20 protein-coding genes are annotated in these 20,195 nt (G+C 73.0%); 6 read left to right on the top strand and 14 right to left on the bottom strand.

The window, feature by feature from the left end; genetic code table 11:
* Positions 1-28 precede the first annotated feature (28 nt).
* The gene (gene macS, locus ACIP5K_RS08455; RefSeq protein ID WP_401406734.1) at positions 29-1,342 is read right to left on the bottom strand and encodes a MacS family sensor histidine kinase; all 1,314 of its coding nucleotides are present in this window, start codon (positions 1,340-1,342) and stop codon (positions 29-31) included.
* A gap of 39 nt (positions 1,343-1,381) precedes the next feature.
* Positions 1,382-2,161 (bottom strand): lysophospholipid acyltransferase family protein, encoded by a 780-nt coding sequence (locus ACIP5K_RS08450; RefSeq protein WP_401407548.1) that lies wholly within the window; start codon positions 2,159-2,161, stop codon positions 1,382-1,384.
* Between the two features lie 197 nt (positions 2,162-2,358).
* On the opposite strand from ACIP5K_RS08450, the gene ACIP5K_RS08445 reads away from it, so the two are divergent.
* Entirely contained in the window at positions 2,359-3,177 is an 819-nt protein-coding gene (locus ACIP5K_RS08445; protein ID WP_401406731.1) for an alpha/beta hydrolase, read from the top strand.
* Positions 3,170-3,802, top strand: a complete 633-nt coding sequence (locus ACIP5K_RS08440) for a hypothetical protein (protein ID WP_401406729.1) — start codon at positions 3,170-3,172, stop codon at positions 3,800-3,802. Before ACIP5K_RS08445 ends, ACIP5K_RS08440 begins: the two co-directional genes overlap by 8 nt.
* Before the next feature lie 106 nt (positions 3,803-3,908).
* Here the strand turns inward: ACIP5K_RS08440 and ACIP5K_RS08435 are convergent, their stop codons facing one another.
* From ACIP5K_RS08435 to ACIP5K_RS08410, 6 genes are all read right to left on the bottom strand, one after another.
* A complete protein-coding gene (locus tag ACIP5K_RS08435) occupies positions 3,909-4,679 on the bottom strand; it encodes an endonuclease/exonuclease/phosphatase family protein (protein ID WP_401406726.1) in 771 nt (256 codons plus the stop codon).
* A gap of 66 nt (positions 4,680-4,745) precedes the next feature.
* A complete protein-coding gene (locus ACIP5K_RS08430; RefSeq protein ID WP_401406723.1) occupies positions 4,746-5,699 on the bottom strand; it encodes an ROK family glucokinase in 954 nt (317 codons plus the stop codon).
* A 53-nt stretch (positions 5,700-5,752) separates the two neighbouring features.
* Positions 5,753-6,223, bottom strand: coding sequence for a DUF5304 domain-containing protein (locus ACIP5K_RS08425; protein ID WP_401406720.1), 471 nt, complete (start codon positions 6,221-6,223; stop codon positions 5,753-5,755).
* Between the two features lie 78 nt (positions 6,224-6,301).
* The gene (locus ACIP5K_RS08420; protein ID WP_401406717.1) at positions 6,302-7,405 is read right to left on the bottom strand and encodes an ArsA family ATPase; all 1,104 of its coding nucleotides are present in this window, start codon (positions 7,403-7,405) and stop codon (positions 6,302-6,304) included.
* Positions 7,406-7,501: 96 nt separating this feature from the next.
* Complete coding sequence (locus ACIP5K_RS08415) at positions 7,502-7,945, bottom strand: SRPBCC family protein (protein WP_401406714.1); 444 nt, start codon at positions 7,943-7,945, stop codon at positions 7,502-7,504.
* Between the two features lie 104 nt (positions 7,946-8,049).
* On the bottom strand, positions 8,050-8,811 hold the full coding sequence (locus ACIP5K_RS08410; protein ID WP_401406712.1) for a metallophosphoesterase: 762 nt from the start codon (positions 8,809-8,811) through the stop codon (positions 8,050-8,052).
* Positions 8,812-9,111: 300 nt separating this feature from the next.
* Here ACIP5K_RS08410 and ACIP5K_RS08405 point away from each other — a divergent pair, with 300 nt between their 5' ends.
* Entirely contained in the window at positions 9,112-10,908 is a 1,797-nt protein-coding gene (locus ACIP5K_RS08405; RefSeq protein WP_401406709.1) for an AMP-dependent synthetase/ligase, read from the top strand.
* Between the two features lie 121 nt (positions 10,909-11,029).
* On the opposite strand, the gene ACIP5K_RS08400 is transcribed toward ACIP5K_RS08405, so the two are convergent.
* A complete protein-coding gene (locus tag ACIP5K_RS08400; RefSeq protein WP_401406706.1) occupies positions 11,030-12,181 on the bottom strand; it encodes a glycosyltransferase family 4 protein in 1,152 nt (383 codons plus the stop codon).
* A 91-nt stretch (positions 12,182-12,272) separates the two neighbouring features.
* Between ACIP5K_RS08400 and ACIP5K_RS08395 the strand changes: the two genes are divergently transcribed.
* A complete protein-coding gene (locus ACIP5K_RS08395; RefSeq protein ID WP_401406703.1) occupies positions 12,273-13,520 on the top strand; it encodes a glycosyltransferase 87 family protein in 1,248 nt (415 codons plus the stop codon).
* Positions 13,521-13,575: 55 nt separating this feature from the next.
* Here the strand turns inward: ACIP5K_RS08395 and ACIP5K_RS08390 are convergent, their stop codons facing one another.
* The 5 genes from ACIP5K_RS08390 to ACIP5K_RS08370 all read right to left on the bottom strand — a co-directional run bounded on the left by ACIP5K_RS08390 (position 13,576) and on the right by ACIP5K_RS08370 (position 19,024).
* Positions 13,576-14,778: a hypothetical protein gene (locus ACIP5K_RS08390; RefSeq protein WP_401406700.1), complete on the bottom strand. Its 1,203-nt coding sequence runs from the start codon at positions 14,776-14,778 to the stop codon at positions 13,576-13,578.
* A 35-nt stretch (positions 14,779-14,813) separates the two neighbouring features.
* Entirely contained in the window at positions 14,814-15,848 is a 1,035-nt protein-coding gene (locus ACIP5K_RS08385; protein WP_401406697.1) for an NlpC/P60 family protein, read from the bottom strand.
* 229 nt (positions 15,849-16,077) lie between these two features.
* On the bottom strand, positions 16,078-17,103 hold the full coding sequence (locus ACIP5K_RS08380; protein ID WP_401406694.1) for an NlpC/P60 family protein: 1,026 nt from the start codon (positions 17,101-17,103) through the stop codon (positions 16,078-16,080).
* A gap of 286 nt (positions 17,104-17,389) precedes the next feature.
* The gene (locus ACIP5K_RS08375; RefSeq protein ID WP_401406691.1) at positions 17,390-18,748 is read right to left on the bottom strand and encodes an NYN domain-containing protein; all 1,359 of its coding nucleotides are present in this window, start codon (positions 18,746-18,748) and stop codon (positions 17,390-17,392) included.
* Between the two features lie 36 nt (positions 18,749-18,784).
* Positions 18,785-19,024 (bottom strand): hypothetical protein, encoded by a 240-nt coding sequence (locus ACIP5K_RS08370; protein ID WP_266600749.1) that lies wholly within the window; start codon positions 19,022-19,024, stop codon positions 18,785-18,787.
* A 115-nt stretch (positions 19,025-19,139) separates the two neighbouring features.
* On the opposite strand from ACIP5K_RS08370, the gene ACIP5K_RS08365 reads away from it, so the two are divergent.
* Both ACIP5K_RS08365 and ACIP5K_RS08360 read left to right on the top strand, forming a co-directional pair.
* On the top strand, positions 19,140-19,892 hold the full coding sequence (locus ACIP5K_RS08365) for a rhomboid family intramembrane serine protease (protein WP_401406687.1): 753 nt from the start codon (positions 19,140-19,142) through the stop codon (positions 19,890-19,892).
* Positions 19,889-20,170 (top strand): Lrp/AsnC ligand binding domain-containing protein, encoded by a 282-nt coding sequence (locus ACIP5K_RS08360; RefSeq protein WP_361548249.1) that lies wholly within the window; start codon positions 19,889-19,891, stop codon positions 20,168-20,170. Before ACIP5K_RS08365 ends, ACIP5K_RS08360 begins: the two co-directional genes overlap by 4 nt.
* The last annotated feature ends 25 nt before the right edge of the window (positions 20,171-20,195 follow it).

Below are 20,195 nucleotides of genomic sequence, written 5' to 3'. Positions count from 1 at the left end.
TTCCCCCGTGCGGCCCTCGCGGACCGGCTCACTTCTTCGGTGCGTTCTTGATCGAAGCGTTCTTCGTCGGCGCGTTCTTCGTCGGCGTGTTCGTCGTCGGTGCGCTCGTCGTCGGCGCGTTGTTCTTCGGCGCGTTGTTCTTCGGCACGTGCAGTTCGACCTCGGTGCCCTGGCCCGGTACGGAGATCAGTTCGGCGGTGCCGCCGATGTCGCGCAGCCTGCCCCGGATGGACTGGGCCACCCCGAGCCGCCCCTCGCCCTCGGCCTGTGCCAGGCGGCCCTCCGGGATGCCGGGTCCGTCGTCCCGCACGGTCACGATCACCGCGTCCGGCTCGTCCTCGACCAGGATCCAGGCCCGCGCGTCCCCGCCCGCGTGCCGCCGCACGTTGTCCAGGGCGGCGGCGACGGCGGCGGCCAGCTCCCGCGCGGCGGCGGCCGGCATCAGGACGGCGGTGCCGGGGGCGGAGAAGGTGGTCCGGGCGTCGGCGTGCGGGGCGAGCAGGGGGCGCAGGTCGCGCGGCCCCTGCGGCGGGTCGGCCTCGGCGTAGGTGGTGACGGCGCGCACGACGGCGCCCCGGGACAGATCCTCGGAGGTGTGCGACGGCCTGCGCAGTCCCTCGGTGACCAGCGTGCGCAGCGCGATCTCCTGCTCGCCCGCCATCCGGCCCAGCTCGGCGGCCTCGCCGCCCAGGGCGGTGCCGCGCCGCTGCACCATGGCGAGGACCTGGAGCACGCTGTCGTGGATGTCCCGGGCCAGCCGCTCCCGCTCCCGGGTGGTGGCCTCGATCTCCAGGGCGCGGGCGAGGGTCCGCTCGGAGGCGCGGGCCACCTCGACCACGTAGCCGATCGCCGTGCCGGCGATGCAGACCAGCAGGACGTTGTGGATGATGCTGCGACTGATGTCGCCGCGCTGCACCACGTTGACCACCCCGATCAGCACCGACGCGAAGGCCGCCCAGCGCCAGCCGCCCTTGAGCGCCCAGGCGAGGACCGCGCCCGCCGTCCAGATCGACGGCAGCGTCGAACCGCCGGTGACCGCCCGGTCGTGCCCCGCGACCGGGGAGAGCAGGATGCCGCCGACGGCGACGGCCAGGTCGAGGGTGAGGAACCGCTTGGTGCAGCGGCGGGCGCCGGACACCTGCGGCAGCGTCGACAGCGTCCACACCGCGAGCACCACGAAGTAGGCGATGCCGACCCACGGACGCTCGTACACCTCGTACGCGGAGGCGAAGAGCCCGATCGCGTACACCATCGTCAGCACCCGGTAGGCCGTCAGGGCACGCCACAGCGGCTGCTCCACCGACATCCGGACCACGCGTTCCCGCCGGGTCGCGCTCCCCATGTCCCCCCCCGTCCCCCAGTCCCCCCGGGAACGGCGCGGCTAGCTGCCGCCCCGCTCCCCGTCCTTCTCCACAGCCTTCTGCGCCTCTTTCTGCGCTTCTTTCTGTGCTTCCTTCTGGGCTTCCTTCTCGGCCTTCGCCGCGTCCGCGATCTGCCGCTTGGCGGCGGTCGCGTACATGTCGACGTACTCCTGGCCGGAGAGCTTCATGATCTCGTACATGACCTCGTCGGTCACGGCCCGCAGCACGAACCGGTCGCCCTCCATGCCCTGGTAGCGGCTGAAGTCGAGCGGTTCGCCGATGCGGATGCCGGGGCGCATGAGCTTCGGCATCACCTTGCCCGGCGGCTGGATCTTCTCCGTGTCGATCATCGCGACCGGGATGACGGGCGCGCCGGTGGCGAGCGCCACGCGCGCGAGGCCGCCCGGCTTGCCGCGGTAGAGCCGGCCGTCGGGCGAGCGCGTGCCCTCGGGGTAGATGCCGAACAGCTCGCCGCGCTCCAGCACGTCGATCCCGCTCTTGATCGCGGCCTCGCCCGCCCCGCGCGAACCCGAACGGTCCACCGGCAGCTGGCCGACGCCCTTGAAGAAGGCGGCCGTCAGCTTGCCCTTGACCCCCGGGGTGGTGAAGTACTCGGCCTTCGCGATGAAGGTGACCTTCCGGTCGAGGACCGCGGGCAGGAAGAAGGAGTCGGAGAAGGAGAGGTGGTTGCTGGCGAGGATCGCCGCGCCGGTGGCCGGAATGTTCTCCATGCCCTCCACCCACGGCCGGAATCCGAGCTTGAGCGGGCCCCCGATGGCCACCTTCATCGCGCCGTAGATCAACCCTCTGCCTTCCCTCGTTCTCGGACCCCGTACACGGACTCGTACGCGGATCGGTCCGAGGATCAGACCTTAACCCGCAGGGCCGGTACGGGGCCCGACGACCCTGGTCGGTGTCAGTCCGGTCGCGTACGGTGAAGACCTCACGCGCGTTGTCCCGATGCCCCCTCGACACACCCACGAACAGGAGACCGAAGGTGCCGGTCCTTCCTGGAGCCGAGCCGTACCGCCACGACGGCGGCGAGATCGGCGTCCTCCTCTGTCACGGCTTCACCGGAACGCCCCAGTCCCTGCGCCCCTGGGCGGAGTACCTGGCGGAGCACGGTCTGAGCGTGTCGCTGCCCCTCCTGCCCGGGCACGGCACCCGCTGGGAGGACCTGTCGGTCACCGCCTGGCAGGACTGGTACGCGGAGGTGGACCGCGCCCTGCGCGACCTGCGGGAGCGCTGCGCGCGGGTCTTCGTCTTCGGCCTGTCGATGGGCGGCGCGCTCGCGCTGCGGCTGGCGGCCCGCCACGGGGACGAGGTGGCGGGCCTCGTTCTGGTGAACCCGGGGAACAAGGTGCACGGCCTGTCCGCGCACGCGCTGCCCGTCGCCCGGCACCTGGTCCGCACGGTCAAGGGCATCGCCAGCGACATCGCCAAGGAGGGCTCGCGGGAGATCGGCTACGACCGGGTGCCGCTGCACGCCGCCCACCAGCTGCGCCACTTCTTCCGCCTCGTCGACCGGGAGCTGCCCGAGGTGACCCAGCCGCTGCTGGTGCTGCACAGCGTGCGCGACCACGTGGTGCCGCCCGCCGACTCCGCGCGCGTGCTCAGCCGTGTCTCGTCGACGGACGTCACCGAGATCCTGCTGGAACAGAGCTACCACGTCGCGACGTTGGACCATGACGCGGACCGGATCTTCGACGAGAGCCTCGCGTTCATCGACCGGATCGCCCCTCGTGTCGGCAGGATCCCCGGCGAGGGTGGGACACGCCCCGGCGAGAGCGCGGAAGGGACGGCCAGCGGTGGCTGAGCAGGAGGAGCGGCGGGAGCCCGAGAACCCCGAGCCGCACGACCCGGAGCACACGGACGGCCCGCAGCCGGACCCCCTGCTGCCGCCGGACGAGGACGCCGCCTGGGCGGCGATCGTCGCCGGGTACGGCGACGAGCCGCCGGACCCGCCGGGCGCCAAGCCGTTCAAGTCGGTCGAGGACCTGGCGCTCCTCGACCCCGACACCAACGACACCCCCGACGCCTCCGATACCTCCGAGGCCCCCGGGACCGCGCCGGGCCGGGACACCCCGGGCCCGCTCGGCTCCTCGGTGTCCTTCGCGCCGGGCGTCGCCGCGGCCCCCGGCCCGCGGGACCACTCGGTGGCCGAGCCCGCGGACGACGACCTCGGGGACGACGACGAGGGCCACTTCGTCCCGCCGGACCCGCAGCTCCCGGAGGCCGACGTCACGGCGAAGTTCGCCTGGCTGGCCGTGGTCGGCGGCCCGGTGCTGCTGCTCCTCGCGGTGCTGCTCGGCTGGGACATGACGTGGTGGCTGGCGACGCTGTGCATCGGCGGCTTCCTAGGCGGCTTCGCGACCCTGGTCGCCCGGATGCAGTCGGGCGACGAGGAGGACGACGACCCGGGGCGCGGCGCGGTCGTCTGACCCACACCGGTACGCGACGGCTCGCGGCTCCGTGCCCGTACGGAGCCGGGGCCGGACCGCACCGGACCGAACCGGACAGGGCCGGACAGAACCGGACCGGCCCCGGTCAGACGGCGGGGATCCGGAGGGCGGCCAGGACCGGGAGATGGTCCGTGGCCGCCCGCAGTTCGTCCGTGTCCAGGAAGTCCGGCACCCCGCACCCCAGCACCTCCAGGCCCTCGGTGGCCAGGATCGCGTCGATGCGCTGGTGGGGGTCGGCCGGCGTCGAGGTGTATTCGCCGCCCCAGGGCGCCTTCGCCCAGCAGTCCTGGAGGGTGGCGGCCAGCCGGCGGAAGGTCCGCCCGTCCGGCCGCTCGTTGAGGTCGCCGCCCACGACGGCGTGCTCGGTGCCCAGCTCCGCGATCCGGTCGAGCAGCAGCCCGCCCTGCGCGTAGCGCTCGTCCTTCTGAAGGCTCAGATGGCAGCTGACGACGCCGAGGCGCGGGCCCCGGGCGTCCCCGAAGCGCACGACGGCGGTGGCGAAGCCGCGCCGGTGCAGGCCGGGGGTGAGCGGGAGCAGCACGTCCTCGGTCCGCTCGACGGTCGCGCGCAGGGAGCAGAGCAGCGCGGGCCCGGCCGCGCTGCCGCCGCCGGAGAGGATCACCAGGTTCGAGGCGCGGGCCAGCCGCGCGAGCCGCTTGCGCCAGCGGAAGAACCGGGGGGCCTCCTGGATGAGCACCAGGTCGGGGGCGCAGGCCTTCATCACGCGGGCGAGGGCCACCGGGCTGTCCCGCATCGAGCGGATGTTGTAGCTGAGGACGCGGATGACGACCGAACCGTCTTCTTCCGTACCGGAGTTGGGCAGTTCGGAGCGATCGCTGAGGGAACCGGAATCCATGAAGATCAAGATACGCCGGTGCCCGCCGCCCCCGGAGGGTACGACGGGCACCGGGCCGTGCGGATGTCACATGACGGGGTCGGGCTCCCGCGCCAGGTCGGCGGCGCCGACCAGGCCCGCCTTGTTGCCGAGCTGGGCCGCGATCACGTCGGCCACCGGCCGCCAGTTGCCGCCGACCAGCCAGCGCTTGTAGGACCTGCGGATCGGGTCGAGGACCAGCTCGCCCTCGTCCGACAGGCCGCCGCCGACGATGAACGCCGACGGGTCGAAGAGCGAGGCCAGGTCGGCCAGGCCCGCGCCGGCCCAGCGGGCCAGCTCGCGGTAGGAGTCGACGGCCACCAGATCGCCCTGCCGGGCGGCCATGGAGATGTGCTTGCCCTCGATGCCGTCGGGGGTGCCGTCGCCGAGCGACAGCAGGTAGTCCGCGTTCTCCGGCGTCGCGTTGGCCCGCTGGCGTGCGTAGCGGACCAGGGCGCGGCCGGAGGCGTACTGCTCCCAGCAGCCCTGCGAACCGCAGCCGCACAGCAGCCCGTCCGGCACCATGCGGATGTGGCCGAACTCGGCGGCCACGCCGAAGTGGCCGCGGCGCAGCTTGTTGCCGATGATGATGCCGCCGCCGAGGCCGGTGCCGAGCGTGATGCAGATGACGTTGCGGTGGCCCTTGCCCGCGCCGAACCTGTATTCGCCCCAGGCCGCCGCGTTCGCGTCGTTCTCGACGACGACGGGCAGGCCGACGCGTGCCTCGACCTTCTCCTTGAGCGGTTCCTGACGCCAGTCGATGTTCGGCGCGAAGTACACGGTGGAGCGCTGCCGGTTGACGTATCCGGCGGCCCCGATGCCGACGCCGACGATCTCGTGACCGGCCCTGGCGCCTTCCACGGCCGAGGCGATCGCGTCCACGATCCCGTCAGGCGTGGAAGGCGTCGGCACCTTGAACGTGGAGAGGATGTTCCCCTCCTCGTCGACCACGCCGGCCGCGATCTTCGTGCCGCCGATGTCGACGCCGATGGTGAGTCCCATGAATCCCTCAGTTCGGTCGAGCCCCGCTACGGCCCACCGTACCCGAGCGGGCTTCAGTCCAGGTCGATGTGCTCCCCGCCGGGGCCCTCGTCGCCGGGGCCGCGGGGCTCGGGGGGCCGGGTGTCCGCGGGGCGCTGGGTCCAGCGCCGCTCCTGGTTCTCGACGGCCGAGCGGTAGGCGGCGAGCAGCTCGGACCCCGCGGCGGCGAGGTGGTCGAAGACGTCGGAGTTGCGCTCGATGACCGGCTCGACGACATTGCGGACCTGCCGGACGACCTGCCGGGCGGCCTGTTCGGCGGTGCCCTGGGCGACGGCGCCCAGGAAGGGGGCCTGCGCGCCGGGGGTCCCGGCGAATCCGGAGAGCTTGTCGGCGACCGCGTCGACGAGCTTCTTCAGCTCCTCGGCGGCGGAGCCGGGCGGGGCGCCGTGCTCGGCACGGCGGCGGGCCTTCTCCTCGGCGAGGTCCTCGGCACAGGCCTTCTCCCACGCGTCGGCGTCTACGGGCTTCTCGGTGGCGTCGCTCATGGGGCTGACTCCTGCGGAGAGCTGAGGGTTTCCTGAACCGGTTGCACCTTCGACGGTACCCGAACGGGTGCGGGGCGTTCACCGTGCGTGCGGCCACAGATCCGGGTCGGGCGCGAACCGTACGCACAGCTCACCGTCGACCAGGCCGGCCCCGGCGACGGTGCAGCGGCGCGGGGCGGAGGGCAGCGGGACGATCCGCCGGAAGGGGCCGGCCCTGATGACCAGCTCGTCGCCCCGGCGCACCAGGCTCAGCTCCTCGCGCACGGTGCCGGGCAGCGGGATCCGCCAGACCAGCACCCCGTCGTCCGCGAGCCGGTCCTCGACGGGCCAGGGCGCCGCGGGGACGGGCGCCGCGGGCGGCGGCGGGACGTCCAGGTCGGCGGGGCCCGGGTCGCGTCCCAGGTGCGCGATGCCGTGCGTCTCGTGCTGCCAGGCGGCGATCACCTTGCGCTGCCGGGCGGCGGCGTCGGCGAGCCAGGGGTCGGTGGAGCCGTCGGGCAGCAGCCGGTTGGCGAGCACCGCGTCGAGGCGCAGGCCGTGCAGCGCGAGCCCGGCGACCGTGGTGCGCAGGGTCTCGGCGCCGGCCTCGGTGGGTTCGACGACGAGGCGGACGGAGGTGTCGTCGGAGTCGATCACGGCCTGCGCGGCGGCGAGTTCGCGGTCCCAGCGGCGGGCGGCCTCGTACAGCCACTCCGCGGGCATCGGCACCCCGGCGAGGCGGCCGAGGACGGGCCGCAGGGCGCGGGCGGCCTGCCGTTCGGCGGGCAGCAGCCGGCGCAGGTAGCGGCGCAGCTGTTCGGGCAGGGCGAGCAGGGCGACGGCGCGCGGGGCGGCCGGCAGGTCGACGACGACCAGGTCGTCCGGTCCGTCGGCGCTGTCCCGCAGGGCGCGCAGCAGGGCCAGCTCCGCGGCGCCGGGCAGCGGGGTGAGTTCGTCGCCGTCGAGCCGGGCGGCGCCCAGCAGGTCGAGTCCTGCGGCGGCCCGCTCCTGGAGTGCGAGCAGGTCGGCGCGGAAGTCGTCGGCCGGGGTGAGCCGGGTGACGGTGACGCCGGGCGGTTCGGCCGCGGCGTCCCCGGTGATCAGCCGGACGCGGGCGCCGTCCCGGGCGGCCCGGAGGGCGGTGGCGGAGGCGACGGCCGTCGTGCCGGAACCGCCGGGGCCGGTGACCAGGAGGGTGCGCATGAGAGTGCAGGGTACCGACCGGCCGGCGGGGGCCGGCGGGCACCGGCGGGTGGACCCGGGAGGGGGCTGGGGAGGGAGCCCTAGCCCGGGAGGGGCCTAGGAGGGGGCGCCCGACTCCACCCACTTCTTCAGTCCGGCCAGGGCGCGGTCCGTGATGACCTTCTCGGCCTTGCGCTTGATCATCCCGAGCAGCGGGATCTTGACGTCCACGGTCAGCGAGTAGGTGACCTCGGTGCCCGAGCCGGCGGGGGTGAGGACGTAGGAGCCGTCGAGGGAGCGCAGCATCTGCGACTTCACCAGGGACCAGGACACCTCGTTGGGCCCGGCCCAGGTGTACTTGAGGACCTGGTCGTCCTTGATCGCGCCCGCGTCCATGACGAGCCGGACCTGCTCGGCGCGGCCGGCGTCGTCGGAGCTGAGGACCTCGGCCTCCTTCACCTCGCCCGTCCAGTCCGGATAGCGGGCGAAGTCGGCGATCACCCCCATGACGTCGGCCGGTGCCGCCTCGATCGTGATGCTCGAACTGGTGTGTTCCGCCATCGCCGTGGCTCCTCCGGATACCGGTCAGGGGTAGGTGTGCCGCGACGGGGTGTGTGCGAGCCCGCGCGTCGCGTGCAGGCTATCGCGCGCGGGCCCCGGCGCCGTCACCACTCCAGGGCCCAGGGCCTGCCGGAACCCGCGAAATGGCCGACGTTGACGCATTCCGTGGAGCCGATCCGCATGCGCCGGACCAGTGGCTGGTGGACGTGTCCGAACAGGGCGTAGCGGGGGCGGGTGCGGCGGATGGCGGCGAGCAGGGCCCGGCTGCCGCGCTCGAACCGCCGTGCCACGGTGTCGTACACCAGGTCGGGCACCTCGGGCGGGATGTGGGTGCACAGGACGTCGACCTCGCCCACGGCCTCGATCTTGGCGGCGTACTCCTCGTCGTCGATCTCGTACGGGGTGCGCATCGGGGTGCGCAGGCCGCCGCCGACGAATCCGAAGACGCGGCCGCCGATCTCGACGCGCTGCCCGTCGAGCACGGTCGTGCCCGGTCCGGCGTACTCGCTCCACAGGTGGGGGATGTCGACGTTGCCGTACGTGGCGTACGTCGGAGTGGGGAAGGCGGCGAACAGCTCCGAGTACTGCTTGCGCACGGCTTTTTCGATGGCGGGCCCGCGGTCGACACCGGCCCACAGGCGCCTGCCGAACTCCCGCGCCTCCTCGAAGCGGCGGGCGGTGCGCAGCTCCACGATCCGCGAGGCGTTCTCCTTTCCGAACAAGTCCGGGAAAATGCCGCGGGAGTGGTCCGCGTAGTCGAGGAAGAGCACCAGGTCACCGAGGCAGACGAGGGCGTCCGCCCCGTCGCCCGCCCGGGCGAGGCCGGTGGAGTTCCCGTGCACATCGCTGACTACATGTACGCGCATGCGATCACCCTAGGACGACCGGCCCGGAGTGGGTAGAGCCCGCCGGACCTGCGGTTACTTCCGAGTCGGGAATCTGCTGGACTACTGTGCGCAGAGCACCGCCATGACGTGTGACGCAGCGAACATCTGACCTGGACCCCCTACCGAAAAAGCAGTACTGGTGGGTAACGTCCGGGCAGTCCAGTCGTGCTCAGTTCAACCGGATCGACCAGTTCAGGGGCTGAGCACCTGCCCGATCTTGGACCGCACCGACGCAGCACACAGAGTCGTGGCGCCGGCGCCCTACGAGGAGCAGCAGTCTTGCGCGAGTTCAGCCTTCCGGCTTTGTACGAGGTCCCTGCCGACGGAAACCTGACCGACATCGTCCGCAGAAACGCCGCGCAGCATCCGGACGTCGCCGTCATCGGCCGCAAGGTCGACGGCGCCTGGCAGGACATCACCTCGACCGTCTTCCTCGCCGAGGTGCGCGCGGCCGCCAAGGGCCTGATCGCCTCCGGCGTGCGGGCGGGCGACCGCGTCGCCCTGATGTCCCGTACGCGCTACGAGTGGACGCTGCTCGACTTCGCGATCTGGAGCGCGGGCGCGGTCACCGTGCCCGTCTACGAGACCAGCTCGCCGGAGCAGATCCAGTGGATCCTCGGCGACTCGGGCGCCGTCGGCATCGTCGTCGAGTCGGACGGCCACAGCGCGGCCGTCGCCTCCGTACGGGACGGGCTGCCGCAGCTCGCGCACGTCTGGCAGATCGACGCGGGCGGGGTCGAGGAGCTGGACAGGGCGGGCGCCGAGGTGCCGGACGCGACGGTCGACGAGCGCAGCGCCGTCGCGAAGGCCGACGACCCGGCGACCATCGTCTACACCTCGGGCACCACCGGCCGCCCCAAGGGCTGTGTGCTGACCCACCGCAGCTTCTTCGCGGAGTGCGGAAACGTGGTGGAGCGGCTGAAACCGCTGTTCCGCACCGGCGAGTGCTCGGTCCTCCTCTTCCTGCCGGTGGCGCACGTCTTCGGCCGGCTGGTCCAGGTGGCCTCGCTGATGGCCCCGATCAAGCTGGGCCACGCCCCCGACATCAAGAACCTCACGGACGAGCTCGCCGCGTTCCGCCCCACGCTGATCCTGGGCGTCCCGCGCGTCTTCGAGAAGGTGTACAACTCGGCGCGGGCCAAGGCGCAGGCCGACGGCAAGGGCAGGATCTTCGACAAGGCCGCCGACACGGCGATCGAGTACAGCCGGGCGCTGGACACGCCGAAGGGCCCGTCGCTGGGGCTGCGGCTCAAGTACAAGACGTTCGACAAGCTGGTCTACAGCAAGCTGCGGGCGGTGCTCGGCGGGCGCGGCGAGCACGCCATCTCCGGTGGCGCCCCGCTCGGTGAGCGGCTCGGGCACTTCTTCCGCGGCATCGGCTTCACGGTCCTGGAGGGCTACGGCCTGACCGAGTCCTGCGCCGCCACCGCCTTCAACCCGTGGGACCGGCAGAAGATCGGCACGGTCGGGCAGCCGCTGCCGGGCTCGGTGGTCCGGATCGCCGACGACGGCGAGGTGCTGCTGCACGGCGAGCACCTGTTCACCGGGTACTGGAACAACGAGGGCGCGACCGAGGAGGCGCTGGCCGACGGCTGGTTCCACACCGGTGACATCGGCACCCTCGACGAGGACGGCTATCTGCGGATCACCGGGCGCAAGAAGGAGATCATCGTGACGGCCGGCGGCAAGAACGTCGCCCCCGCCGTCATCGAGGACCGCATCCGCGCGCACGCGCTGGTCGCCGAGTGCATGGTGGTCGGCGACGGGCGGCCGTTCGTCGGCGCGCTCGTCACGATCGACGAGGAGTTCCTCGGCAAGTGGCTCGCCGACCACGGCAAGCCCGCCGGGTCGACGGTGGCGTCGCTGCGCGAGGACGCCGATCTGCTGGCCGCCGTCCAGTCGGCGGTGGACGACGGGAACGCGGCGGTGTCCAAGGCCGAGTCGGTGCGCAAGTTCCGGGTCCTGGGGGCGCAGTTCACCGAGGACTCCGGGCACCTGACGCCGTCGCTGAAGCTGAAGCGCAACGTGGTGGCGAAGGACTACGCCGACGAGATCGAGGCCCTCTACCGGGGCTGACCCCCGCGTGCCCCTGGGGCGCTGCTTCAGGGGCACTGCTTCAAAAGTGCTGGCTCAGGAGCGCCGGAGAGCCGCGCGCGGAGCGGCCGGCGGCCGGCTGGGGACCGGCTGGGGACCGGCGTCACAGCAGCTCCCGCAAGCGTTCGGCGAGCAGGTCCCAGCGCCACTTCTCCTCCACCCAGGCGCGTCCCCGCTCCCCCATCCGCGCCCGCAGCTCGGCATCGCCCAGCAACGGCACCACCCGGTCCGCGACGGCCTCGGCGGAGCCGCCCCGCACGACCCACCCCGTCTCGCCGTCGAGCACGGCGTCCGGCGCCCCGCCGGAGTCCCCGGCGACGACGGGCAGCCCGGTGGCGGAGGCCTCCAGGTACACGATGCCGAGCCCCTCGACGTCCAGCCCCCCGCGCCGGGTCCGGCACGGCATGGCGAACACGTCCCCGGCGCCGTAGTGCGCGGGGAGCTCCTCCCACGGCACCGCCCCGGTGAACCGCACGGAGTCCGCGACCCCGGTCTCCGCGACGAGCCGCCGCAGCTCCTTCTCGTACGGCCCGCCCCCCACGATGAGCAGCACCGCGTCCGGCACGGCGGCCAGGATCCGCGGCATGGCCAGGATCAGCGTGTCCTGCCCCTTGCGCGGCACGAGCCGCGAGACGCACACCACGACGGGCCGCTCGGTGAGCCCGAGCCGGGCCCGGACCGCTTCCCCGCCGGACCCGGGATGGAAGGTCTTCTCGTCGACCCCGGGCGGCAGCTGCGCCATCCGCGCGGCGGCCCCGGGCGTGAGCGCGGCGGCGATCCGCGAGCGCGTGTACTCGCCCAGGTACGTGACGCAGTCCGTCGACTCGCCGATCCTGCGCAGCAGTTGCCGCGAGGCCGGCAGCTGCGCCCACCCCGCCTCGTGCCCGTGCGTCGTGGCGACGATCCGCCGCGCGCCCGCCCTGCGCAGCGCGGTGCCCATCAGCCCGAGCGGAGCGGCCGCCCCGAACCACACCGACGTACAGCCGTGCTCCGTCAGCAGGCCCACCGCGCGCCGGGTCACGCGCGGGGTCGGCAGCAGCATCGTCGTACGGTCGCGTACGACGGTGAAGGGCTGTTCGGCGTCGAACGCCGCGGTCGCCTCGGCGCCCTCCCGGCCGTGCTTCCACGTCGAGGCGTACACGACGAGCCGTTCCGGATCGAGCCGCAGCGCCATGTTGTGCAGGAACGCCTGGATCCCGCCGGGGCGGGGCGGGAAGTCGTTGGTCACGAGCAGCGTCTTGGGTGTCTGGTGCATCGCCGCAGACAGTACCGAACCGGGCGGCCGATCGCGCCACGCCGCCGGGTTCCGTGGCCAGGGCACGGTTCCCCCCGGCATGATGACTCGAATGAAGACGCGAAATCCCGCCGCACTCCTGTTCACCTGGGCCCTGACCAGGACCCTGCTCCTGCTCTGCGTCTTCAAGGTCGTCGTCGTCCCGGGCCCGGACGTGACCAGCGACGTCTCGGTGATCTACCACGGCTGGTCCGACATCCTGCGCAGCGGAACGTTCCCTCTGGACGACGTGACGTGGCAGTACCCCCCGGCCGCGGCGGTCGCGATCCTCTCGCCGGCCCTGCTGCCGTTCCTGTCCTACGCCTCCGCGTTCTTCCTGCTGGCCTTCCTGGCGGACGCGGTCGTCCTCCTGATGCTGCTCCACCTGTCCGGCCGGGAGGGCGGCTCGCGGCGCGGCGTGTGGGTGTGGGTCGCCGGGCTGCCGCTGCTCGGTCAGACGGTCTACGCGCGCTACGACGTGATGGTCACCGCGGTCGCGGTGGCCGCGCTGCTCGCCGCCGCCCGGCACCCGAGGGCCGCGGGCGTGCTGGCCGCGATCGGCGCGCTGCTCAAGGTGTGGCCCGCGCTGCTGCTGCTCGGCACCCGGCGCGGCCGCGCGACCCAGGAGTCCTGGGGCGCCGCCGCGCTGACGGCGGGCGGGCTGCTCCTGGCCTTCGTCCTGGCGATGCCCGGCGCCATGGCCTTCCTGACCTTCCAGCGGGACCGCGGCACCGAGGTCGAGTCCCTGGGGGCGCTCGTCTTCCACGTGGCACGGCAGTTCGGCTGGTCGGGCACGGTGCAGCTGAACTACGGCTCGGTGGAGTTCCTCGGCCCGTACGTGGACCTGGTGAGCACGCTCGCGCAGGTGCTGACCGCGCTCGCCTTCGGCTGGCTGCTGCTGTGGCGGCTCAAGGCGCGCGCCTGGGGACCGGCCACGCTCGCCGACGCGGCGCTCACGGCGGTGCTGCTGTTCACGACGACCAGCCGGGTCATCAGCCCGCAGTACATGCTGTGGCTGGTCGGGCTCGCGGCGGTCTGCCTGCTGTTCCGCGACAGCCGGATGACGCTCCCGGTGTGGCTGGTGCTCGCGGCGACGCTCGTCACCTTCCTGGAGTTCCCGCTCTGGTTCTCGCACGTGGTCGCGAGCGACGGGCTGGGCCTGACGCTGCTGCTCGTGCGCAACGGGCTGCTGGTCGCGGCGTCCGCCTCGGCCTGCCGCCGCCTGTGGCGGGCGACGGTCACCGAACCGCGCCGCGCCGCCGAGGGACACCGGCAGCTCCCCGCCCAGAGCGCCCGCGAGAGCTCGGTGGTCGCGTCCTGAGCGGCCCGCGGCCCGGCACCCGGGCCCGGCTGCCGGGCGCGGCGCCCGGCCCGGCTCAGCCCAGCTGGTCCCGGACGTAGGCCCGCCAGCGCGCCTCGAACTCCCGCTCGTCGATGCCGAGCACGCTCTGCGCCGCGTCGTCCACGGCCCCGGCCCGCTGCCGGTGGCCGCCGACCGCCTTGTAGAAGGCGTTGAGCTTCCCCTCGCCCCAGGCGTCCGCGATCATCCGGCAGGCCAGCCAGCCGGACTCGTAGGCCTGCGCGAGGTCGGCCGCGTCGCCGCTGAAGCCGAAGGCGTCGTCGTCCGGGAGGGAGCCGGGGGCCGCGCCGCCGCGCACCGCCCGCTGCAACTCGGGGGCCGCCTGGCCGGGGGCGCGGCCGCTGCCCCGGTAGCCGGCCCAGTCCGCGTACCCCTCCGACAGCCACAGCGGTGTCGCCGCCGAGGTGTACGCCCGGGTCGCCACGTGCGTCGTCTCGTGCGTGAGGACGACCTGCTTGCCGAAGTAGCCGAGCACGCCGTACGCCTCGGGGTTGACGATCACCCGGTCCGCGGGCGCGGTGGGCGAGCCGCCCGCCTCGCCCGTCGTGACGGCCGCGATCCCCTGGTAGCCGGAGGCCGGCGCCCCCAGCAGCCCGCCCATGCCGTCCAGCGACCTGGGGACGACGACGACCACGCGCCGCGCCCAGTCGGCGCCCCACGCGCTGTCGACGGCGGGCACCGCGTCGTCGGCGTCGGCGGCGTAGGAGCGGAGCACCGCGCGGCGCTGGCCCACACCGAGGACCAGGCTGTGCGCGCCCTTCACCACGGTCACCCGGCCCTGCTCCCACAGCTGCTGGGCGGACTTCTGCGCGGGCCGGTCGCCCGTGACGGTCCAGTGCCCGGCGTCCTGGCGGAGCGTGAGCGTGCGCTCGGTGACGACGGGCGCCTTGTCGTAGCCCGCGATGCGGTAGCGCAGTTCGGCGGTGGCCGTGGCGCGGGCGTGCCGGGTGCGGCCGAGCCGGGTGAGCCGGTAGCTCCAGCCGTCGAGCGGCACCTCCGCCAGGTCGGCCAGGAGCGTCGGCTCCGCGCCGCCGGTGGCCCGGTACGCCGTGCTGTCCCCCGCGATGACGGCCGCGGCCCGCCGGTCGAGGACGTGCTGCACGGCGGTCGAGCGGGCGTCGGCGGGCGCTCCCCCGCCGCAGGCGGGCAGGGCGGCGAGCAGGGCGCCGAGCGCCACGAAGGAACCCGCCCTGCTCATCGCACGCCGTCGACCAGCCATCCTGCCGATCGTACGGGGGACGGGGCCCGGGGTGCCTACGGCCGGGTCACGGATGAGACGGGCATCATGCCGACCGGGTCGTAGCGGACGGCGGCGCCCGGGTAGGGCGCGTGGATCACCTGCCCGTTGCCCGCGTAGATGCCGACGTGGCTGGCGTCGCTGCGGTAGGTGACCAGATCGCCGGGCCGGGCCTGCGACAGGGAGACCTGCTGTCCCGCGTACCGCTGCTCCTGCGAGGTGCGCGGCAGGCCGACGCCCGCCTGCGCGTACGACCACTGGGTCAGGCCCGAGCAGTCGAACCCGGACGGTCCGTTGGCGCCCCAGACGTAGGGCTTGCCGAGGGCGGACTGCGCGGCGGCCAGGGCGGCGGCGGCGCGCGCCGAGGAGGCCGGGCCCGCGCCCGCGAGATCGGGGCGGGCGCCGCCGCGCGAGGCCCGCTCGTAGGCGGCCCGGTCGGGCGCGTCGAGGGAGTTGAGCAGCCTGCGCGCCCTGGCCAGCTTCTTCTCGACGGTGTGCTTGTGCCGGGCGACGGCCTTGCGGCTGCGCTCCAGCTCGGTCAGCTCGTGCCGGGCCTCGGCCCGGCGCTGCGCCAGCTGCCGCTGGGCGTCCTGGAGTTCGGCCAGTTCGTCGGCCTGCCGGGCGCTGATCCGGTCCATCGTGCCGGCCCGGTCGAGATAGCCCTCGGGGTCGGAGGAGAGCATCAGCACGAGCGAGGGGTCCATCCCGCCGGAGCGGTACTGCGCGCCGGCCACCATGCCGAGCGCCTGCCGCATCCGGTTGATCCGCTCCTGCCCGCGGGCCACCTCGTCCTGCGTCCCGGCGAGGCTCCTGCGGAGCCGGTCGGCGCGCTCGTCCGCCTTGTTGAAGGACTCCGTGGCCTGCTCCGCCTGCTCGTAGAGGCGGTCCACCTCCGCCTTGGTGTCGGCGGGCCGGTCCTGCGGCGCCGCGCCCGCCGGGGCGGCGCCGAGGGCGCCGACGGCCCCCGCGGCGGCCACGGTCAGGACGGTGACACGCGTACCGAGGTCGAACCCTGAGTGCCGAGAGTGCGCTGTACGGCGATGGGACCCCACGGGCGGCAGCTCTCCCTTCCGCTGACGGTCCCCCGTGCTTCAGCTCGGGGGAAGTGCGGGCCGACAGTAGCCGCGCGAGCACCCCCTCACCAAAGACCCCGCACGGGCCGCACACACCGGCGCCCCGCCTCTGACGCAGGTCATGGGCGGGGCGCGGGGTCAGCGAAAGGTGTCGGGATTCGCCCGAACGGGCGCGTTTCTCGATCTCCTCGCGTCGTCGGTACGAGGATCAGATGCGGACGCCGAACTGGAAGCTGCCGATCGTGCTCATCGACTCGTAGCGGACGACGGCACCGGGGTGCGGGGCGTGCAGCACCTGGCCGTTGCCGGCGTACAGGCCGACGTGCGCGAGGTTGTTGAAGAAGACGAGGTCACCGGGCTTGAGCTGGCTCATGCCTATCTTGGTGCCGTCGTTCTGCTGCGTGTACGTGGTCCGGGTGATGCCGACGCCGGCCTGGTTGTACGCGAACTGGGTCAGACCCGAGCAGTCGTACGAGTTGGGGCCGGTGCCGCCGGAGACGTACGGCTTGCCGAGCTGGGTGGCGGCGGCGCTCAGGGCGGCGGCGCCGAACTTGGAGGCGGCGGCCTCGTTGCCGAGGTCGACGCGGCTCGCGGAGGAGCGGCTGGCGCGCGTCTCGGCGGACGCCATCTGCTGACGCTCGGCGGCCGTCAGGGAGTTGAGGAGCTTCTGCGCCTCGCCCAGCTTGCCCTGGACTTCCTTCTTCTTCTTGCCGAGCTCGGTGCGGGTGTCGGCGAGGTCCTTCAGCTTCTCGGCGGCCTCCGCGCGCTCCTGGGCGAGCGTGCGCTGCTTCGCCTGGACCTTCTTCAGCGACTCCAGCTGCTGCGCGGAGAGCGAGTCGAGGGTGGACGCCTTGTCGAGGTAGTCGTCCGGGTTCGCCGAGAGGAAGAGCTGGACGGAGGCGTCGATGCCGCCGGAGCGGTACTGCTCGCTGGCCATCGCGCCGATGCCGGTGCGCAGCTCGTTGAGCTCGTCCTGCTCGCGGGCGACCTTGTCCTGGAGGTCGCCGATCTCCTTCTCGAGCTTCTTCTGCTTCTCCTTGGCCCCGTTGTAGAGGTCGGTGGCCTTGCCCGCCTCTTCGTAGAGCTTGTCGACCTTGGCCTTGACTTCGCTCTTGTCGGGCTTGGGCGCGGCGTTGGCCGCCTGCGACGTGAGGGCCACGGCAGCGGCGGCGGTCGCGGTGAGCACGGTCACACGGGTGCGGCTCGGCTGCTTGGGTCGACGGTGGGACGCCACGAAGGCGAGCTCCTTCTTCCTCCAGCCGCCCATAGAACACCCGATGGGCGGTGCCCCTCCACCGTCACTCACCTCATGTGAGTGATCAACCGAGCGGAGGTTCGAGGCTCGACCCTAGTGACCTTCCTGTGATCAGTTCAAATCCTGCCGGGAAAAAACTCGGTCACCGCTTGCATTCTTTGCACTCAACTCACATGCAGTGATGTCGGTTTGACGCTACGTTGCGTGAAGGTTTCGCCAATTCGGGCAAGCGGAACGGAGCTTGCAGTTCCGCCGATTGGGGACATCAGCCCCAGGAGAGCCGCTTCAGCAGCATGACGGACGCGACCGGGCGCGCCCCGGCCTTCGCCACCCCGTCGGCGACCTCGCGGTCCGTGGAGACGACGATCACCGGCCGCCCGGACGGCTCGGCGCGCACCAGCTGCCGGATCAACTCGTCGGCCGTGACACCCGCCTTGGAGAACAGCACCCGCACCCCGCGCGGCGGCGCGAGCAGCACCGGCGCGGCCAGCTCCGCCCCGTCGAAGACACAGGTCACCTCGGCGCCGGTCTGGGCGGCCAGCTGCGAGAGCGAGCCGAGCAGCCGCAGCCGCTGCTTCTCCAGCGGCATCGTCGGATAGCCGGTCTTGGTGACGTTGTAGCCGTCGACCACGAGGTGGGCCTGCGGCAGCGCCAGCAACTGGTCCAGGATCGCCGGGTCGTGCTCGTGCAGGGCGCGCGCCGCGATGTCCTTCGGGCTCATCCTCCCCGGCTCCACGGCGTCCACGGAGTCGGCGGGCCGCGCCGACACGGGCGGCAGCGCCAGCTCCCGGCGCAGCCCCTGGGCCGCGTCGAGCACGGTGTCCAGGAGCAGCCGGACCCGCATGTCCTCGACGCTGCGCCCCTCCCGGGCCGCGCGCCGGGACGCCTCCAGGGCCGCCTCGACCTCGCCGAGCCGCCCCTTCACCCGCCGCGCCTCGCTCTCCGCGGCCGACACCTGCGCCTGCGCCTCGGCCCGCGCCCCGTCGATCTCGCCGCGCGCCTTGCGCACCGCGGCCTCGCCGCGCTTGACGTCGCTCTGCGCCGAGCGCAGCTTGCGGTGCACGGCGTCGAGCTCGCGCCGGGCCGCGTCCAGCTCGGCGCGCAATCGTTCCGTCTCGGCCCTGGTCTGGGCGTGCGCCTCGGCCAGCTCGGCGCGCAGCCGCTCCAGCTCGGCGCGGGTCTCCTCGTCGGCGCGCTCGGCGTCGGCCCGCTGCGCCTCCTCGCCGGCGGCGGCGACGAGCTTGACCCAGCCCGTGGGCCGCAGCACGTACGCGGCGGCGGCGACGTCGAGGGGGTCGGCCGCGGGCGGCGGCGACCCCGACTCCAGGGCGCCCGCCAGCTCGGGCTGCGCCTCGCGGAACCGCTCGGCGATCCGCTGCCGGAAGATCGTGTCGCTCTCCACCGCCGCGGCCATGGCGTTGCCCGCGAACTTGGCGCGCCGCGTGGGGGTGAAGCGGGCATACTGCCGCAATGGGGACGGCAGTTCGCCGAGGGTCAGCCCGCCGAAGCCGTCGGAGACGATCTGCACGACCCGCCGCCGTACGCCTTCGGGCAACGGCCGGTCGAGCACCTCGGCGGCGGCCTGCTCAGGGTCTTTGGCCTCCCCGCCCGTGCTCTGCACCATCCGTCACCCCAACTGTCTTGAAGTGCACCGGCTCCGTCAGGAGTCGGTGCCCGGCCTGTCGACGAGCTCCACCTGGTCCACCGCGTTGCACCAGCGGCAGCGGACCGACTCGATGGTCTCACTGACCACCTCGCGTTCCTCGACCTTCGGCTCACCGGCCAGGTCGAGATGGACGTACTCGACGACCTTCGACGAACGCGTCACGTCGAACCGCGTCAGGTTGCCGCACAGCGTGCAGCGCCAGCGGGTGGTGGCGGTCGGCAGGGGAACCGTCATCTCAGAGCATCTCTTCCTCGCGTGCACGGCGTGGTGCGGGGTGCTTGCTGTATTGCCCGTAACCCTACGGCCTGCCGTACGTCGCCCGCTCCCCGCCTTGCGTCATGCTCTTCCCATGATCGGCGACGGGCGCGACGCGACCGGAAAACTCGGAAAAGTGACCGCATTCCTCAGGGGACACCCGGCCCCGGTCACCTACGGGATCATCGCGCTGTGCTGTGGGGTCTTCGTGCTGTCGCCGGCCTCCGGCTTCAACCCGACCTATGGCACGGGTGCCCGGCTGCTGACGGAACAGACCGCCTATTTCGACCGCTGGGGCGTGGTGCCCGCCGAACTCCTCACCGGATCGGCACGCGCCGCCCTCACCCCGCTCACCGCCCTGTTCGTGCACGGCAGCTGGCTGCACCTGCTGGGCAACATGCTCTTCCTCTATGTCTTCGGCGCGATGGCCGAGGAGCGCATGGGCCGCCTTCAGTACGGGCTCTTCTACCTGATCACCGGCTACCTGGCGCTGTTCGCGTACGCGCTCGCCCACCCCGAGTCCGACCAGAGCCTGGTCGGCGCCTCCGGAGCGATCTCGGCGGTCCTCGGCGCCTTCCTCTATCTGTTCCCCGACGCGCGCGTGACCAGCCTGTTCCCGTTCCTGCTCTTCCTGCCGCTGCGTTTTCCCGCGTGGGTGGTGCTGCCGTTCTGGGTGGCGTTGCAGTGGGCGGCGGCCGGGCAGGACACCCAGGGGCCGGCGGTCGCCTACCTGGCGCACCTCGTCGGCTTCTCCCTCGGGTTCCTCTACGCGTGGGTGCGCTACCGGGGCCGGGCTAAGGTTGAGCCGACCCATGCCACGGCCACCGAGGGAGACAGCCAGCCGTGATCACCGCGATCGTGCTCATCAAGACCAGCGTGGACCGGATCCCCGAGATCGCCGAGTCGATCGCGGCCCTGGACAGCGTCAGCGAGGTCTTCTCCGTCACCGGCACCTACGACCTGATCGCCATGGTCCGGGTCGCCCGCCACGACGACCTCGCGGACATCATCCCCGGCAGCATCAGCAAGATCCCGGGCGTGGAGGGCACGGACACGCACGTCGCGTTCCGCACCTACTCCCAGCACGACCTGGAGGCCGCCTTCTCCATCGGCCTGGACGGCTAGGGCCGGTCCGGGGCGGGGCCGCACC

The organism is Streptomyces sp. NPDC088785 (assembly GCF_044750685.1).
In the GTDB taxonomy this organism is placed as follows: Bacteria; Actinomycetota; Actinomycetes; order Streptomycetales; family Streptomycetaceae; genus Streptomyces.
Note: the sequence above shows the minus strand (reverse complement) of the source record. Positions and strands in the feature narration are given on the sequence as shown.

Coding starts and splice junctions, on each gene's coding strand:
- macS (WP_401406734.1), bottom strand. CDS start 1,342: ATGGGGAGCGCGACCCGGCGGGAACGCGTGGTCCGGATGTCGGTGGAG.
- ACIP5K_RS08435 (WP_401406726.1), bottom strand. CDS start 4,679: ATGGATTCCGGTTCCCTCAGCGATCGCTCCGAACTGCCCAACTCCGGT.
- ACIP5K_RS08430 (WP_401406723.1), bottom strand. CDS start 5,699: ATGGGACTCACCATCGGCGTCGACATCGGCGGCACGAAGATCGCGGCC.
- ACIP5K_RS08425 (WP_401406720.1), bottom strand. CDS start 6,223: ATGAGCGACGCCACCGAGAAGCCCGTAGACGCCGACGCGTGGGAGAAG.
- ACIP5K_RS08420 (WP_401406717.1), bottom strand. CDS start 7,405: ATGCGCACCCTCCTGGTCACCGGCCCCGGCGGTTCCGGCACGACGGCC.
- ACIP5K_RS08415 (WP_401406714.1), bottom strand. CDS start 7,945: ATGGCGGAACACACCAGTTCGAGCATCACGATCGAGGCGGCACCGGCC.
- ACIP5K_RS08410 (WP_401406712.1), bottom strand. CDS start 8,811: ATGCGCGTACATGTAGTCAGCGATGTGCACGGGAACTCCACCGGCCTC.
- ACIP5K_RS08400 (WP_401406706.1), bottom strand. CDS start 12,181: ATGCACCAGACACCCAAGACGCTGCTCGTGACCAACGACTTCCCGCCC.
- ACIP5K_RS08395 (WP_401406703.1), top strand. CDS start 12,273: ATGAAGACGCGAAATCCCGCCGCACTCCTGTTCACCTGGGCCCTGACC.
- ACIP5K_RS08390 (WP_401406700.1), bottom strand. CDS start 14,778: ATGGCTGGTCGACGGCGTGCGATGAGCAGGGCGGGTTCCTTCGTGGCG.
- ACIP5K_RS08375 (WP_401406691.1), bottom strand. CDS start 18,748: ATGGTGCAGAGCACGGGCGGGGAGGCCAAAGACCCTGAGCAGGCCGCC.
- ACIP5K_RS08370 (WP_266600749.1), bottom strand. CDS start 19,024: ATGACGGTTCCCCTGCCGACCGCCACCACCCGCTGGCGCTGCACGCTG.
- ACIP5K_RS08365 (WP_401406687.1), top strand. CDS start 19,140: ATGATCGGCGACGGGCGCGACGCGACCGGAAAACTCGGAAAAGTGACC.